Here is a 16281-nt window from a genome sequence, read left to right as displayed (position 1 = left end):
GGTTCTCACTCTTGTAATTCTCACTCAAACCGCAAAGATAGACTTCAGCGGATAACAAACGAGGTTATCCACCTTCACGTCCCCGCCTTTGCTGTAAAGCGCCACCCCTATGCTGGATGGATCAGGGAATATAAGATCGGTTAGTACAAGAAGTCCGTTCTCGGCAAACACTTCGACAGACGAACGGTCGACGATAACGCGCAATTTTATCCGGTTCCCTGCCGTTTGCACAGCTGCACCGTGTTTGCACGGAAATGCTTCGTGGAAGCCAGACTCGCCGGAACGGGTACGGTCGATATATAGGAAACCCGGTGTCGTTTCGAAACCGATCACCGTCTCCTCTCGGTCGGACCGACAAACTTTCAGCCCGAATTCAGTGGCATCGTCCCACGTGAATTCCGCTTCGATTTCATAACAGTTTCCGCTGATATCGCTCAACGCCTGCTCTCCCGCCACGGATGTCGGAGATGGCAGCGATATTGGCTCGCCACGTAATTCGCTCAACTCATCGAATGGCTTAGAAACAAGACGTATGCCTTCCGCCGTACTTGTTAACGAGATCGTACGCGGGATCGTCATCGCGCTGCGCCAATCCACGGTAGGCGTTTGATTCGCATACTTCCAGTTACTCATCCAGCCGATGAGAAGACGGCGCCCATCATGCTCGGGTACATCGGACCATGTGACGGCAGCATAGTTGTCCCGTCCATAGTCCATCCATAGTATCTCTCCCGGATCCAAATCGCTGGTGAACGTACCCCCATCGAATTGGCCGATAAAATATTGCGTTCGTGAGCCCTCAGGGAATTCCGGACTGTCGCCGATACTGACAAGAAGCACCCACTTCGCGTTCTCGGCATTGCCGTCGACGGGAAGCATAAACAAATCTGGACATTCCCAGACGCCCGCGTGAGAACCTTCGCCCGATCCGAATTTACCGGAGAACGTCCAATCTTTCAAATTCGTAGATACATAGAATCGGACATGGTCGCCTGCAACAAGCACCATAACCCAATGTTGCGCAGCGTCGTGCCAAAACACCTTCGGGTCACGGAAATCCGTGATCTCGACGTCGGAAAGCACCGGATTACCCTCGTACATCGACCACGTTCGGCCTCTGTCCTTGCTGTAAGCGACGCTCTGGCGCTGTCTCGGCCGCTCGGTAACTCGCTCTCCGTCAATCACGTAGCCGTTGTCTCCTGTATGGACAGTTTGCGGATACGTATCCGCATGCGTGAAGACAGCGACGAGTCCAGTTCCACCGTCGAAGAAGCCGCTCGTATCGTTCCAATCCACGACGGCGCTGCCAGAGAAGATCATTCCGTTGCGGTCCGGCGCCATAGCGATCGGAAGATGTTCCCAATGAGCCAGATCCTTGCTTACCGCATGTCCCCAATGCATCGGTCCCCACACGTTTTTATCGGGATAATGCTGGTAGAACAAATGGTATTCTCCTTCGAAATAGACGAGCCCGTTCGGATCGTTTAACCAACCCGACGAAGGACTGAAGTGGAATTGAGGCCGATATTTGTCTATTGTCGCTTGCGTATTCGCCGTCAACATAATCTCTCCTATTTCTGTTAATGCTGGCATGGCCGGAATTGCGCCTTTCTTTGTCGTGACTAGTGATCCGACCGCGTTGGCGAATCGAGTCATGGCGTAGAGATCGGATTCGCTAAGATCATCGATCCGACAGCCCCGTTCCAACAACTGATAGAGAAATCCGCCCAAAAAAGCGTCCCCTGCTCCTGTCGTATCCACCGCATCGGCCGGAAATCCGGGAACGGAGAATGCAACGTCTCCGTTCCTTACGAAACAGCCCTTCTCCGCCAGTGTGACGAGAATGATGCGCACGCCGTATTCGCGGAAAATCGATTGAGAGCCCTGAACAAGGTCGTTCGTCCCCGTGAGGAATGCAAGTTCCTCTTCCGAAATCTTGAGCACATCCGTATAGGTTAATCCGATTCGGATCTTATCTTTGGCGTGTTCGAGAGTATTCCATAACGGGAAGCGCAGATTGGGATCGAAAGACACCACTGCCCCGTTCGCTTTGGCGACTATGACCGCTTTAATCGTCGCTGTTGACGCCGGTTCGTTAGTCATGGATATGGAGCCGAAATGAAAGATTTTCGACTTCCCCACGATCGTATAATCGACATCCTTATCGGTTAGAAGCATATCCGCGCCCGGATTCCGCACAAAGCTGAACATTCTGTCACCGCGTTCGTCCAAATGAACGAAAGCAAGCGTTGTGCTCGCCTCGACGGTTCGGACAACGCCCTTTGTCTGAATGCCGCATGCCTCCAGCGTATCGGTCAGAAATCGGCCGAATGGATCATCGCCGACTTTGCCAATGAAAGCCGTCTTTTTGCCCCATTTCGATAACGCCGCTAGCACATTGGCGGGTGCACCGCCCGGGTTCTGCTCGAACCGCGCGTTACCGTTACCGGACGAACCCGCAGGCGTAAAATCGATCAATACTTCTCCAAGCGACGTGACATCTAACATCTCTCTCCACCACCTGCTTCTCTCTATGTTCCAAGACATTCAATTTCTAAAGTTGTATCCTTATGGCCGAAAAATTGGCAGCATGCTCCAGATTCGAAGCGAATCAATTCGTAGCTCCCCGTCCGCGAACAGTTGTACACCGTCTGCATCAGTCCTCGAAGGATACGTACGGGTCGTGAGGCTCTTCAATCCATTCGCATAAGATTCAATCAAGGATCGGTCGACGAAGATTCGCAGATGCAGCGACTCGCCTCGCAAGTCAAGCGCACCTTCCTGAATGCCGTTAGGTCGTTCCCTCGAATCTAGCGTCGAGCGGTTCCGGTCTACGCCGAGCCGTTCCCGAATTCGATCGTAAAAGAGTTCCGTTTCTTCTTCGCCTTCCGGTGAACGTCGTACCGACACGCCATAACGGTTCGCTGAACCTACTTGGAAGACGATGTCGATCTCCAGCATATCGCCATGTATATCCTGCAGTTGCCGATTCGCCTCCTCCATGGAAACATCCGACAACTGAAGGAGCAAACCGCCTCGCAATTGCTCGATCTCCTGGATCGGCTCGACCCCAAGCCTGCCGTCACTCCGCAAGTGAAGCGAAACCGGCATCCCGGCGTTATGGGCCCAACCGCTGTCGTATTCGGATTCTAGTGTGCGTTCGCCTTGAGCGATCGTATATAGCAACGACCGACCCGTGACCGGATCAACCATGCCGCTCGGTCCTGTGAAGTGATAATCACTGACGTCGATCGCACGCGGTTCTTCATCGTCCGGAATGAACCGAATATTGGCCGCATCATACGTTCCGATCCAGTAATGCACGATCATTTTCGCACCGATACCCCATGGGCTGATCAGAAAAATATGTTTGCCTGAATTCCGTCCGTCATGTTGTAACGGCAGAAGCACCGGCAGTTCCCATCCTGTCCCCAAGTGAGGGTACTTCGTATAATCGCTGATGCAGAACGTGCCTTCATATATCCAATCGACCATATTCTCCGAGACATAGACGAACGCCGTGCCGCCCCGTTCGATCAGACCGCCGCCGACGAGCATGATCCATCGCCCATCTTCCTTCCAGACGAACGGATCGCGAAACATCCCTGGCAGCGCTTCGACGCCTTGCGGTTGGACGGCAAGCGGCGTTTGACTTTTTACCCAACGGACCAAATCCGGATCTCCGTCTTGGGCGAACGTGCTTCTAGCGAGTGCTACACTTTGATCCGGGTTCTGACTGAAATCCCCCGCCGTATAGAAAAGCGCCGGAACTCCATCTTCATCAAGCGCTGCGCTTCCAGACCAAATACCGTCAGTATCGATTCCGGGTTCAGGAGCGAGTGCCGTCGGTAGATCCCGCCAATGGACTAAATCTTCGCTTACCCAGTGACCCCAATGGATCGATTGCCAGAAGGGGCCTTTCGGGTTGGACTGATAAAACAAATGATAACGGCCTTTATAATAGATCGGAGCATGAGGCTCATTCATCCAATGGCCCGGAGGGCTCAGATGGAATTGGGGACGATGCCGATCTTCGCTGAATAGCTCGCGCGGAAGAGTCAGCTGATTCCAAGGAATATCTGGGACTTGGCCGCCGTGGTGTTCAAGCGCTTCCCGGTATAGGCGGAGCACTTCTTCCCCTTGCAAGCTCCTCGAGTAAATTTTGATTTCGTCCATAAGCCCGTCGAAATGATTCTTGACGAATGGTCCGACCAGCACCGCTTCTTCATTATGGCGCCCGACGAGCAAATCGGCTTCGCAGGGAGCAATGCTTGCCGATAATGGAAGCGTTCGGCTAGCGGCTTCTTCTCCGTTGAGAAATAGCTTTAATGTGCCATTTCCTTTATCGTAGACTGCAGCCACGAACGACCATTTGTTTTTCGGAATAGGTCGGTCATGGCACCAAACTTCAACCCATTCTTTGCCCAAACCAAGCTGTATAGACCAAGAACCGTGTTTGTACAACCCGAATACATACCCCTGTCTTAGTTCTCTATTATGCTGATTCACGATAGGGCAGAGCCGATGATCATGGTCAATATCATAGGTGCGCGGCGCAATCCAAGCGGCGATGGTCAATTCATCGGTTGGCTTGCCTATCTCGCCGGACCAACGGCGGATATAGGTAGAATACCCGTCGAAAGATAAGGCGGTCCCTGATATTCCCGGCCGCCAAACCGGATGCAGTGGCGGCTGAAACCGCCCCTTGGCGAGTGCAAATACAATGTTGTCTTCCTTGCCTGATACGAAGTCAATTGCCTTGTTTCCTTGACCTTCATCGAACGACCAGCTTGCGATCAACGAATGCTCTCCTCGGTCTGTACGTGACACTTAATTCCTCCTGCACTCTGACTTTACGGAACAATAGGAGACTAGCCGGAACAGACTTGTGTCAGTTCCGGCCAGCTACTATAGACTCGATTCAACAGATCGTATTATTTCTGCGCTGCAAGATAGCGATCGTAACCGGATTGGTGGGCCTTCAGCAATTCTTCAATCCCCATCTTATCAAGGGTCTTCTGGAATTCGTCCCAATCTTTTTCCACGCCGCCGCTGAGCAACCATTTAGCGCGCATTTGGTTGATATAGGTGGAGATATCCGGCTTCAACCGATCGATGACTTCTAATTCCTCTGGGTTAAAGAAAAGGTTCGGGAATTTTTCTGTTTCCATTTGCGGCACGTAGTACTTGATGCTATCGTCAATACGCTGTTGAGCGCGCGGTTCGACATAGGCGACTTTCTCCTCCATGCCGGACAATAGAAGACCGATACCGTTCGTAACCGCGGATTTTTGTCTGAACTCGCCTGGGTTCTCTACCGTCTTCTGAATCAGTTTGCCGCTGGCGTCTTTGTCGTACCACACGCCGACCGGACCGAAACGAGCTTGTGCAGCCATCGTTGGCTCGTAGAAGATATCCAGCCACGCCGCCGTAATTTCCGGATTCTTATTATCTTTGGTGATAGCCGGTCCGTCGCGGCCGATACCGCCGCCGTTATTCCATTTGACTACCATGTCTTTGAACGGAGGGACAATGACCCAGTGTTCGCCTCTTTCGGGACCGGCAACGTCATTTTTGTCCCACCAGATCATGGCGCCGATCGTCTCGTCAGTCGTCTTGCCTCTTGCGAAGTAAGAATCGTAAGTGTGCGTGAAAGCATCGAGGTCTACCAGATCGTCTTTGAACCAATTATGAATATAAGACACTGCTTGCTTGAAGCCATCTTGTTGAGCGGAGATGGTGACTTTACCGTCCACCACGTTCAAGTGATCGATAAACGTAGGATTGTTCGGACGATACGTTTTGTCCGGTACCCCGAACGCGCCGAACAGAACGCCGATATCTCCTGTCCAGAAGTTATCGATGTACGTGAGCGGAATTTCATCCGCCTTGCCGTTGCCGTTCGGATCTTGCGTCTTGAACGCTTTCAATACGGCCGTGAACTCGTCGATCGTTGTCGGCATTGGCAGCTTCAGCTTGTCGAGCCACTCTTGGTTGATGTACAGGAAGTCCGGATTCGCGCCGATATCTTCTTGTCCCGCACCAAGCTCTTCGCCTACCGGCAGCGAGTAAATATTGCCGTCCGGTGCCGTGATCGACGCTTTAATATCCGGCCGATCCTTCAGGATCGCATTCAGATACGGCATATGCTTCTCGATCAGATCGTTAAGCGGAATGAGCGTGCCGTCTTGACCGTATTTCATCAGCTCCGTATCCGAGAAACGGCCGCTGAAGAAGAAGTCGGGAAGGCTTCCGCTCGCCAGAAGCAAATTACGTTTCTCGATAAAGTCGTTGTCTACGGTCGTCTCCCACTCGATGTGGACGTTAGTGTTTTTTTCGAGTTCTTGGATAAGCGGTTGCTCGTTGAAATCGCTCGGCCCAAGCGGCGGTCTATGGGCGGATGCTTTCAACGTAATCTTCTCTTTTAGCGGGAATTGGCCTGCCGCCGCTTCAGTCGCCGTTGAGCTTGCCGACGGTGCGGTGCTTGCGCTTGCCGAAGGAGATGCGTTGTTATTGTTGTCGTTTCCGCTACATGCGGAGAGTACCAAGCTCAAACCCATGATGCCTGCCAATCCGAGTGAAGATTTTCTTTTCATTTGTACAAAACCCTCCCTTTGATTATCCACGATCAAATTAACGGTCCTACGACTGATCCAGAGTCTCCACCGAGGAGAGAATCACCTCCTAATTTAGTTAACTATGTTGGGTTCTTAGCCCTTAACGGAGCCAATGAACACCCCTTGAACGAAATAGCGTTGCAGGAACGGATACAGGATCAAGAGCGGAAGCGCCGCGACGATAATGACGCCATACTTGATCAACGCTACGATCCGCTGTTGCTCGACGGCCGTCTGAATGTCCGAGACCAAATTGCCGGTAGGCTGGTTCTGTATGAGAAGATTCCGAAGGATCAACTGCAGCGGATATTTGGCTTCGTCTTTGAGATAAATCAAGGCGTCGAAAAATCCGTTCCACTGTCTCACGATCGCGAACAGGGCGAGTACCGCGATGATCGGTTTAGACAAAGGCAGGACGAAACTCCAGATATATCGAAGATTCGTACAACCGTCCATGCTTGCCGATTCGCGTATCTCTTCGGGAAGACCTTGAAAGAAGGTTCTCGCAATGATAATGACGAAGGCGTCTAAGGCCGGGAGCAGAACGACAGGCCAGATCGTATCCATCATGTGCATATTCCGGATCTGCAGATAAGTTGGAATCAAGCCACCGTTGAAGAACAAGGTTACCGCAAAAAAAAGCATGAATGCGTTGCGGCCGTAAAAATCCTTCCGCGATAAAGGATAAGCCGCCATGATCGCCAACGATGTGCCGATGAACGCCGACAGCACCGCGTATAAAAGAGAATTTCTATACCCAAGCCAGATGGCGCCGTCAGCGAAAATCCGCTGATAACCCTCGAACGTGATTCCTTTGGGGATCAACCAGATGTCGCCGGTGCCGACCCGATTCGGGTCGCTGAAGGAAGCGATCAGAATAAAATAGAGCGGATATAAAATCATAAGCGTGAATCCGATGAGCAACGTATAGTTGGTAATATCGAACAGCACGTCGCCGGTCGATTTTCTTTTCATTGTAAGCAAGTCCGATTCTCTCCTTTTCTAAAACAAGCCGTTTCCGCTCATTTTTTTGACCGCTCGGTTCACGATGAATAGCAGGATCAAATTAATAACGGCGTTAAACAAACCAATCGCTGCGGAGAAGCTGTATTGCGCGCGCTGAATACCGATTTTGTACACGTAAGTCGGAATGATTTCGGACGTTTCCACATTGATGTCCGTTTGCATCAGAAACGCTTTCTCGAAGCCGATGTTCATCAGATTGCCGACTGCAAGAATGAACAACACGACTATGGTTGGCATTATGCCGGGAATATCGATATGCCGAATCCTTCTCCATTTGCTGGCACCGTCCACGACTGCCGCTTCGTGCAAAGAAGGATCGATGCCAGCCAAGGCCGCCAAGTAGATAATCGAAGAAAACCCGGTCGTCTGCCACACTTCGGTAAAGATGTAAATCGGCCTGAACCACTCCGAATTCGTCATGAACATGACCGGTTTACCGCCGAATGCCATGATAATATGGTTCACGATGCCGCTGTTCGGGGACAGGAACACGAACACCATACCGATGAGAACGACGGTCGAGATAAAATAGGGGGCGTAGATGGACGTCTGCATAAACTTCTTGAGCTTCTGATGCGTTACCTGATTCAACATGAGCGCGATAAGAATCGGAATCGGAAACGCGATGGCAAGAAGCAATAAGCTTAAGTAAACGGTGTTTAAGACCACCTGCTCGAAATTATAAGATTCGAAGAAACGGACAAAATGATCGAAGCCGATCCATGGACTGTCCCAGATCCCTTTGGCTGCGGAGAAATCTTTAAACGCGATTTGAACTCCATACATGGGCATATAACGGAAAATGATAAAGTAGGCGACCGGAAGCACCATTAGCAAATAGAGTTCCCAATTGACCCGAATTCGTTTTAGACGATTATGCACTGCGATTTCCTCCGATTTCTTAATAAAACGTTTACGTAAACGTTTTTATGAATCTCTGAAAATAAGGCTAGCCATAATTAATTATAAATAGGCTAGCATGATTCCCGCATAATTAGCGTCGTTGGAAGGCGGTATTCGATCCCTTCGTGTTTATCCGAATTCTCGATTCGCCCAATCATCGCTTCAGCCGCCTTTACGCCGATTTCAAACGAAGGCTGGCGAATGACCGATAGCGGAGGCGTCGTAATTTTCGTCCAATCGTAGTCGTCGAACCCGATGACGGCGATCTCTTCCGGCATTTTTATTTTTTGCTCCTGAAGGTATGCCACGACCCCCATGGTCAACACGTTGTTGGCCACGAATATTGCGGTAATATCCGTTGAAGCGATAAGTTCTTTGGCGCACTCGTATCCATTTTCAAAACTGGCATTGGCTTCCCGCATGAGCGACGGATCGAACGATATGCCGCGATCGGCTAACGCTTTCTTGTAGCCGTCCAAACGTTCGTTGCTCGTAGATATTCCTAATGTACCCGTAATGATGCCAATTCTTTCATGACCTTTGTCCAACATCGATTGAACCGCTTTCAACGAACCGCCGAAGCCGTCGGCCAAGACGTAATCGCCAGGATAGCCTTCAGGCTTGCGGTCAATGAACACGACCGGGTAATGGGAGCGGACCGTGTCTTTCAAATAACTCGCATCATCGGCAATGGAGGCGATAATTAGCCCGTCGATCAGTTTAGAATTGAACAGCTTGATCTGCTCTTTCTCTTCTTCGAGTTCTTCCGTAGCGTTGTTGCTGAGCAGCAATTGATAGCCATGCCGTTTCAGTGTCTTCTGAATGCCTTGCACGATCGTCATGAAGAAGAAATTCGATGTATCCGAAGGAAGCATTGGCACGATTAGGCCGATCGTATTGGACTTCTGACTTCTTAAGCTTTGGGCGACTGCGTTGGGACGGAAGTCAAGCTGTTCCATGGCTTGGAACACCTTCGATTTCGTCTTTTCGGATACGAATCTTGTATTGTTCACCACGTGGGAAACGGTTGCGATGGATACTCCTGCGGCTTCCGCCACTTCTTTAATGCCGACGTTCATTCGTTTCCTCACCTTTCAGAAAAACGTTTACGTAATCGTTTTTATGAACTGATTATAAACGCTTTCAATCGATGCTGTCAACGATATTTTTACCCGATTTCTGCCAGCTTCGACGTTGGTCGAATCATCCAATATAGCCTAGTTCTCTAGATATTTCTTTAGCGGCTCTTGTGAGCTTATTCATCAGTTTCTGGTGCGTATGTTCATTTATTCGATGAATTGGCCCCATAATCGTGATGGCTGCTACGACGCAGTTCATGTAATTCCTAATGGGTGCAGATAAGCAGATCAGCCCTTCCAAATACTCGGATTCACAGCAACAAATCTGTTCTTTGCGAATTTCCATCAGTTGCTTCTGCAGTACTTCCTTTTCCGTAATCGTTTTTGCAGTATAGGACGTCAGTCCCCTTCTCACCACCTGATGGAGTCTTTCCGTCTCGTAATACGCCAGTAATAGCTTGCCGGCGCTCGTGCAATGCACGGGGCTGCGATGTCCCACAAGAGGCAATATAGGCTCCTTATGCCGGCATTCAATTTGTTCAATATATACGATCTCATCTTCAAGGACAGAGATTAAGGCCGCTTCTCCCGTTGACTTCGCCAATTCCCTAATGATAGCTTCCGCAGCGTGATTAATCTCTAATTGACTCGTGACTACGCTGTTCAATTTCAAAATCTGCAGTCCCAAGCTGTATTTTTGAGTGGTCGGTTCCTTTAATACGTAACCCTCGCTGGCTAGCGTGCTTAGCAAGCGACTGACTGCGCTTTTGCTGATCCCCAGCTCATCGGCCAGTTCGGTGACGCCTTTCGTCGGCTTCTTTACCGTAAAGCTGTTCATGATCCGCAATGCATTTACGACGGATGAGAGCATATAAGGCTGTTGATCTGGTTTTTCCGCCAAAATAGACCCCTTCTTTACAAAAAAGTGAGTGGCTGTTGCATATAGCAGAACAGCAAGCTTGAGAACACCTCTTCTCTTTAATACGTTTGATGTAAGAGATAAAAATAGTCTAATCATCTTCATTCTCTAAATCAATGACCATGGAGTGGCGTAAAAAGGAGCGAGTTGTTATGGTGTCCCGTCGTTTTTTAAGTTCAATTCTTGTCTCGACTTTTTTTTTGCAGCTTGGGATTTGGGTAAGGAATATTGCCATTTTGCTATACGTTGTAGAACATACCGGTGGGAATGGCTTTGCCGTTTCCATGATTTCTGTTGCTGAATTTTTACCCATATTTATCTTTTCTTTTATTGGCGGAACGTTCGCGGATCGATGGAATCCTAAAAAAACAATGGTATGGAGCGATATTCTTAGTTCCATTTCAATTTTATTTATTCTTCTTGCGCTGTCATTCGGATCCTGGAAGGCTATTTTTTTCGCCACCATTGTTTCCTCGATTATGTCTCAATTTTCGCAACCATCCGCCATGAAGCTATTTAAACAGAACGTAAGGGAAGAGCTGATGCAGAGCAGCATGTCCCTGTTCCAGACCCTGTTGGCCATCTTTATGGTGCTAGGTCCTATACTCGGGACGATTGTTTATCAACAGTTCGGGATTCATATTTCGATTGGCATCATGTGCATTTCTTTCTTGCTCTCGGCGATCGCCCTAACCTTCATTCCTTCTGATGGCATACGCAAGGGATCAATGAATACACAAGTATGGCAGGAAATGAAAGCTGGGCTCAACTATGTGCTTTCCAAGCGTTTACTGACGCTCCTCGGAATTTCTTTTCTAATTTCCGGACTTGGTGTCGGACTGGTTGTGCCGATGGGGATCTTCATTGTCACAGAGCGATTAAACCTTCCCGAATCCTACTATCAATGGATCGCCACTTCGAAAGGGATAGGCATGATCTTAGGAGGCGTGCTATCTGTCATGGCAAGCAAGCGCGTGGCTCCGCTGTATTTATTAACGACAGGCTTTTTGGTCAATGCCGCTTGCCTCGCTACAGCCGGTTTTTCTACTTTCTTCTGGTTAACATTCTCTGCGGAATTTCTTATTGGATTTGTGACCCCGGCCTTTCAGGTAGCCATTCAAACCCTGATTCTCAAAAATACGGATGAAGCCTATATAGGCAGAGTAAATGGAATGTTAACTCCGTTATTTATGGGGGCTATGGTTTTGACGATGAGCTTCTCCGGCTGGCTTAAGGATATGCTCTCGGTAACCGTTATGTATGAGCTGGCTGCTGTTTTCTTTTTAATCAGTACCTTAATCACCAAGTCCATGTATAGAGTTCTCCCGAGAAAGTCGACTGTGGGCCTAACCGATACTTTATCGTGATTTGTACTTTAGAATCATTGTATTTGGAACCCGTTCGTCCATTTTTCAATCAAAAGGCAATATGTTTTAAACCGAAGCGTTAATATATAGCAACGGCAGCCAAGAACAAGAAAATAACGTCCTAGACTGCCGCTGTTGTCATTCATCTATCGTTCTCCAATAGTGAGATGCCATGGATTATGCCGGAGGAGTCAAGGCCGTCGTGATTGCGATGCGGTTCCAGCCGTTGATCGTGATAATGGCGATCAACAGCTCGCTGATTTCCTGCTGGCTGAAGTGGCGGGCCGCTTCTTCGTACACGTCGTCCGGAACGTGATTGGAAGCGACCAAAGTCACGGCTTCCGTCAACGCCAGCGCCGCGCGCTCTTGCGGGGTGAAGTAAGTCGTTTCGCGCCAAGCGTTAAGCGTATAAATGCGAACCTCAGTTTCACCCAGCTTGCGGGCGTCGGTTGCATGAATTTGGAGGCAGAAGGCGCATCTATTGAGTTGCGAAGCGCGTATTTTTACAAGCTCCTTCAGTTTTTTGTCGAGACTTGCGCCATCCAGAAATTTTTCGAGTCCGACCATCGCAGCGAAAGCCGCAGGGTTAACCTCTTTCAACAACATTCTTGGTTCCATTGCCAATCACTCCTTAAATAGTAGTGCCGACCAGCTTGGATCGACTTTCGCTATCTAAGACCGAGCGGCGAATCGGTTTGTGACACTCGCAAGCTTGTCAGGGTTTAAAATAATAAAAATGCGCGAAATCCTCTTATCCGCGTCCCAACCGAACACCATGACCATGGCCGGCTGGCCGTTCTGGGTAACGATAAAGCCAGGTTGGCCGCTCACGTCGACCGGCAAGAACGAATCGCCCATCGTGCCTTTGCGCGCGTTAGCGATAAAGAATGCTGCAATGCGCTCACTGCCCTCGATCGGATTGATCGCCGCGCGGGCTTTGCCGCCGCCATCGGTTACGAATACGGCGTCATGCGCCAGCATGTCCACGAGGGCGGACGAATTTCCTGTCTCGGCCGCCTTTATGAACGCTTTGGCGAAAGCCCATGCTTGTTCCTGGTTGCGCCGCATGGGATCGATCGCTTCCGCGCTGCCGTATTCTCCCGCCGAACCTTGAAGCTTTTCCTTTGCCCGGCTGAAAATTTTGCGGCAATTCGCTTCCGACTTCTGCACGATGTCCGCAATTTCCCCATAGTCGAAGTTGAGCGTCTCGCGAAGAAGGAAGACGGCTCGCTCGACGGCAGTCAGTCTCTCCAGCATAACGAGCATCACGTACGTGATGTTCTCTTGCCGCTCGATGTAATTGGCAGGATTTCCGTTCTTTCCGAATGTGGATCCAAGCGCGGCGGCCGCACCGCCGCCATCTGCAATGGCAGGCTCCGGGAGCCACTGCCCGACGTAGAATTCGCGGCGTTTGCGCGCGGATTGTTTCAGCTTCAAGCTTCTGTTGGTGACCATTCGAACCAAATAAGCTTTTTCGTGCCTGATGCTGCCGCGATCCACAGTCATCGCATAATCGGTCAGCGCATCCTGTACGATGTCTTCCGCTTCGCTTAAGGAACCGAGCATCCGGTAGGCGAGCGTCATTAACAGAGGACGGTACGTTTCGACCGTCGACATATCCAACATCCCTTTCAACTCCTATCTCGATCTAATCCATTATGTCCCGTTATTATACTGCTTCCTTCCGTTATTCCGCTAACCTAATTGAATTCCAAACCTGTCTTCATACGTTTTTTCCCAAACGACTGAATTCGCATGTTATGTCACAAATGCGATAACAGATTGGTCTTTAATTAAAATAGTTAAAGGAGGCAGTACAAAATGAAAATTTTAGTTGCTGGAGCAAGTGGCGTCATCGGGAGGGCACTTATACCGATGCTAGTACAAAAAGGACATGAAGTGATTGGACTAATACGCAACCCGGAGCATGCAAAAAGCTTAGAGAACGCCGGAGCTTCATTCGTCCAAGCGGATGTATATGACCGCAAAAATCTGTTCAGCGTACTTGCCGAAACATCCCCAGAGGTCGTTATTCACCAACTGACTTCGCTGCAGGCTATGGATCCATCCGCCAATGCAAGAATTCGCGTGGAAGGAACGAGAAACCTAGTGGATGCTTCGCTCGCCGCCGGGGTTCGACGGATGATCGCGCAAAGCATCACAATGACCTATGCGCCCGGAGACGGGCCGGCAACGGAGGATTGTCCGCTAGACTTTGAGGCTCCGGAACCGCAACTAACAAGCGTGCATGGTGTTCATGCACTGGAAACCACCGCTGCGGAAATGCCGGAGCATGTCATTCTTAGATACGGCGTGCTGTACGGTGAAGGGACCTGGTACGGATCGAACGGATTGTTCGCAGAGCAAGTTCGAATGGGGAACTTGCCTGCTACTGATGGCATCGCTTCTTTTGTGCATACAGAAGACGCCGCAGTTGCAGCTGTTTTGGCACTGGAATGGCCTACAGGAACATATAACATTGTGGATAGCGATCCAGCAGCGGGTACCGAATGGGTGCCTGTCTATGCGAAAGCCCTTAACGCTCCTGAACCCAAGACAATGCCTGGAAGCGTAAGAGGAGAACGTGGGGCGCTTAATACAAAGGCACTTCGGAATGGTTGGAGTCCGCGGTTCTCTTCATGGCGTGAAGGTTTTCCTAAGACGCTTCGTTAAGCGGCAGTGTCCGGGGTGACAAATAAGTTTTGAAGTGCAAGAGGCCAGCAAACGCAAAGGTTTGCTGGCTTTTGCTGTAAAAACGAATAACGTTCTCCGTTAGTTTAACGACCCTTTTTTACTTTACTCGCTCTTTTGAGCCAGCATGTTCAGCAGAACCGTTACGGCCTCTGCTCTTGTTGCATGGTCCCCGGGGGCAAATCGGTTGTCGCCTTTCCCTTGCACGATGCTTGCTTGCTTTACATAAGCAACCGCGGCTTTTGCCCATGCCGGAATGTCCTTGTCGTCCGCGAAGTCAGTTGCCGTGGCATTCGCTTCGCTAGATTTACCCAAAGCACCCGCAATCATCGCTGCCATCTCTGCACGTGTAATTTCCCCGACCGGACGGAAAGTACCGTCCTCATAGCCATTAATAATGCCAGCTTGTACCGCTTGCGCGACCGCTTTCTGCGCCCAGCTGCCGATCTTCGCTGCATCTTTGAACGTCAGCGCCGCTCCCGCTCCTTGCGGCTTGATCGCATTCATAAGCATGACGGCAAATTCCGCGCGAGTCACGGTTTTGTCCGGCTTAAACGTGCCGTCCTCATAACCAGTGACGATTCCGTTGCTTACCGCTTGCTCGATGCTTGCCTTCGCCCAATGTTCGGAGATATCGCTAAAGTCAATCGTTGGTTTTGCCGCTTGCCCTACAACCAATACCGCGAATTTCGTAAAGTGGTTTACTTCCGCGGTAATCTCATTACCGCTAACAACGCCGCCGACTTCCACCCATTTCTTCAGCGCTTCATCGTAATAGAACACGGCTGCTCTTTGATCACCGCTCAATTTTGTCGGATCGAACTTAAAAGTCAGCGTTACCGGTTTGCTGAAGTTCTCCGAGAAACTTTTCAGAATCTCGAAGATCGGACTAGCCAGAACGTCTTCATCCTTTAGAAGACCTTGAGTCCCGGTCAATTTTTCAATCGTTAATTTCAGTTCTTTGTCCGTTGCATTTGCCGGAATAGCTATCGTGATAGCATCTTCCAAACTAACCTCGCCCGTTTTGCCTGCGGGAAGCAATAAATCGCCATTCTCTGAGATTACTTTGCTGTCATCCGGTGGCGTCGGGGTACCGCCGCCACCGCTACCGCCACCAGGAATGGCCGTCCACTGCGCGTACAGCGTCACGTTCGCCACTGCCATGGTGAAAGAAGCGCCCGCCGCATAGCTTGTGCCACTTCCGTTAGCCGCCGTGTTCCAGCCTGCGAACGTGTTGCCCGTCTTCGCCAAGCTTCCCGTGTTTCCTAATACGGTTACGGTTTCATTTTGCTCGTACGGATGGCCATCCGTTGGCACGGTTCCTCCCGTGCTGCCATTGCCGTCGTACGTTACGGTGTATGTCGGGTTGACCGTCCACTGCGCGTACAGCGTCACGTTCGCCGCTCCCATGGTGAAAGTAGCGCCCGCCACATAGCTTGTGCCGCTTCCGTCGGCCGCCGTGTTCCAACCTGCGAACGTGCTGCCCGTCTTCACCAAGCTTCCCGTGTTTCCTAATACGGTTACGGTTGAATGTTGCTCATACGGATGGCTATCCGTTGGCACGGTTCCTCCCGTGCTGCCATTGCCGTCGTACGTTACGGTGTATGTCGGGTTGACCGTCCACTGCGCGTACAGCGTCACGTTCGCCGCTGCCATGGTGAAAGTAGCACCCGCCACAT

The 16281-nt window shown here is 50.4% G+C and carries 12 protein-coding genes; 2 read left to right on the top strand and 10 right to left on the bottom strand.

All coding sequences use genetic code 11. From position 1 onward, the window contains the following. Nucleotides 1–24: 24 nt before the first annotated feature. The 7 genes from ACFQZG_RS05050 to ACFQZG_RS05020 form a co-directional block, all read right to left on the bottom strand. Entirely contained in the window at nt 25–2508 is a 2484-nt protein-coding gene (locus tag ACFQZG_RS05050; protein WP_378150470.1) for a PfkB family carbohydrate kinase, read from the bottom strand. Nucleotides 2509–2568: 60 nt separating this feature from the next. Further along, on the bottom strand, nt 2569–4800 hold the full coding sequence (locus ACFQZG_RS05045; RefSeq protein WP_378150469.1) for a GH32 C-terminal domain-containing protein: 2232 nt from the start codon (nt 4798–4800) through the stop codon (nt 2569–2571). Between the two features lie 134 nt (nt 4801–4934). Continuing rightward, the gene (locus ACFQZG_RS05040) at nt 4935–6596 is read right to left on the bottom strand and encodes a type 2 periplasmic-binding domain-containing protein (RefSeq protein ID WP_378150468.1); all 1662 of its coding nucleotides are present in this window, start codon (nt 6594–6596) and stop codon (nt 4935–4937) included. Between the two features lie 114 nt (nt 6597–6710). After that, on the bottom strand, nt 6711–7592 hold the full coding sequence (locus ACFQZG_RS05035; RefSeq protein WP_378151569.1) for a carbohydrate ABC transporter permease: 882 nt from the start codon (nt 7590–7592) through the stop codon (nt 6711–6713). Between the two features lie 27 nt (nt 7593–7619). Further along, entirely contained in the window at nt 7620–8474 is an 855-nt protein-coding gene (locus ACFQZG_RS05030; protein WP_378151568.1) for an ABC transporter permease, read from the bottom strand. A 143-nt stretch (nt 8475–8617) separates the two neighbouring features. Next, complete coding sequence (locus tag ACFQZG_RS05025) at nt 8618–9625, bottom strand: LacI family DNA-binding transcriptional regulator (protein ID WP_378150467.1); 1008 nt, start codon at nt 9623–9625, stop codon at nt 8618–8620. 124 nt (nt 9626–9749) lie between these two features. Continuing rightward, nucleotides 9750–10643: an IclR family transcriptional regulator gene (locus tag ACFQZG_RS05020; protein WP_378150466.1), complete on the bottom strand. Its 894-nt coding sequence runs from the start codon at nt 10641–10643 to the stop codon at nt 9750–9752. A 53-nt stretch (nt 10644–10696) separates the two neighbouring features. Between ACFQZG_RS05020 and ACFQZG_RS05015 the strand changes: the two genes are divergently transcribed. Further along, entirely contained in the window at nt 10697–11911 is a 1215-nt protein-coding gene (locus tag ACFQZG_RS05015) for an MFS transporter (RefSeq protein WP_378150465.1), read from the top strand. Nucleotides 11912–12088: 177 nt separating this feature from the next. On the opposite strand, the gene ACFQZG_RS05010 is transcribed toward ACFQZG_RS05015, so the two are convergent. Together ACFQZG_RS05010 and ACFQZG_RS05005 are read right to left on the bottom strand one after the other, a co-directional pair. Further along, on the bottom strand, nt 12089–12529 hold the full coding sequence (locus ACFQZG_RS05010) for a carboxymuconolactone decarboxylase family protein (protein WP_378150464.1): 441 nt from the start codon (nt 12527–12529) through the stop codon (nt 12089–12091). Nucleotides 12530–12583: 54 nt separating this feature from the next. Continuing rightward, nucleotides 12584–13537, bottom strand: coding sequence for a sigma-70 family RNA polymerase sigma factor (locus ACFQZG_RS05005; RefSeq protein WP_378150463.1), 954 nt, complete (start codon nt 13535–13537; stop codon nt 12584–12586). A 195-nt stretch (nt 13538–13732) separates the two neighbouring features. Between ACFQZG_RS05005 and ACFQZG_RS05000 the strand changes: the two genes are divergently transcribed. Continuing rightward, entirely contained in the window at nt 13733–14584 is an 852-nt protein-coding gene (locus tag ACFQZG_RS05000; RefSeq protein ID WP_378150462.1) for an NAD-dependent epimerase/dehydratase family protein, read from the top strand. Between the two features lie 123 nt (nt 14585–14707). Here ACFQZG_RS05000 and ACFQZG_RS04995 read toward each other — a convergent pair. Then, a partial coding sequence (locus tag ACFQZG_RS04995; RefSeq protein WP_378150461.1) for an S-layer homology domain-containing protein occupies nt 14708–16281 on the bottom strand: 1574 nt, incomplete at its 5' end.

This window comes from Cohnella sp. GCM10027633 (assembly GCF_042675445.1).
In the GTDB taxonomy this organism is placed as follows: Bacteria; Bacillota; Bacilli; order Paenibacillales; family Paenibacillaceae; genus Cohnella.
Note: the sequence above shows the minus strand (reverse complement) of the source record. Positions and strands in the feature narration are given on the sequence as shown.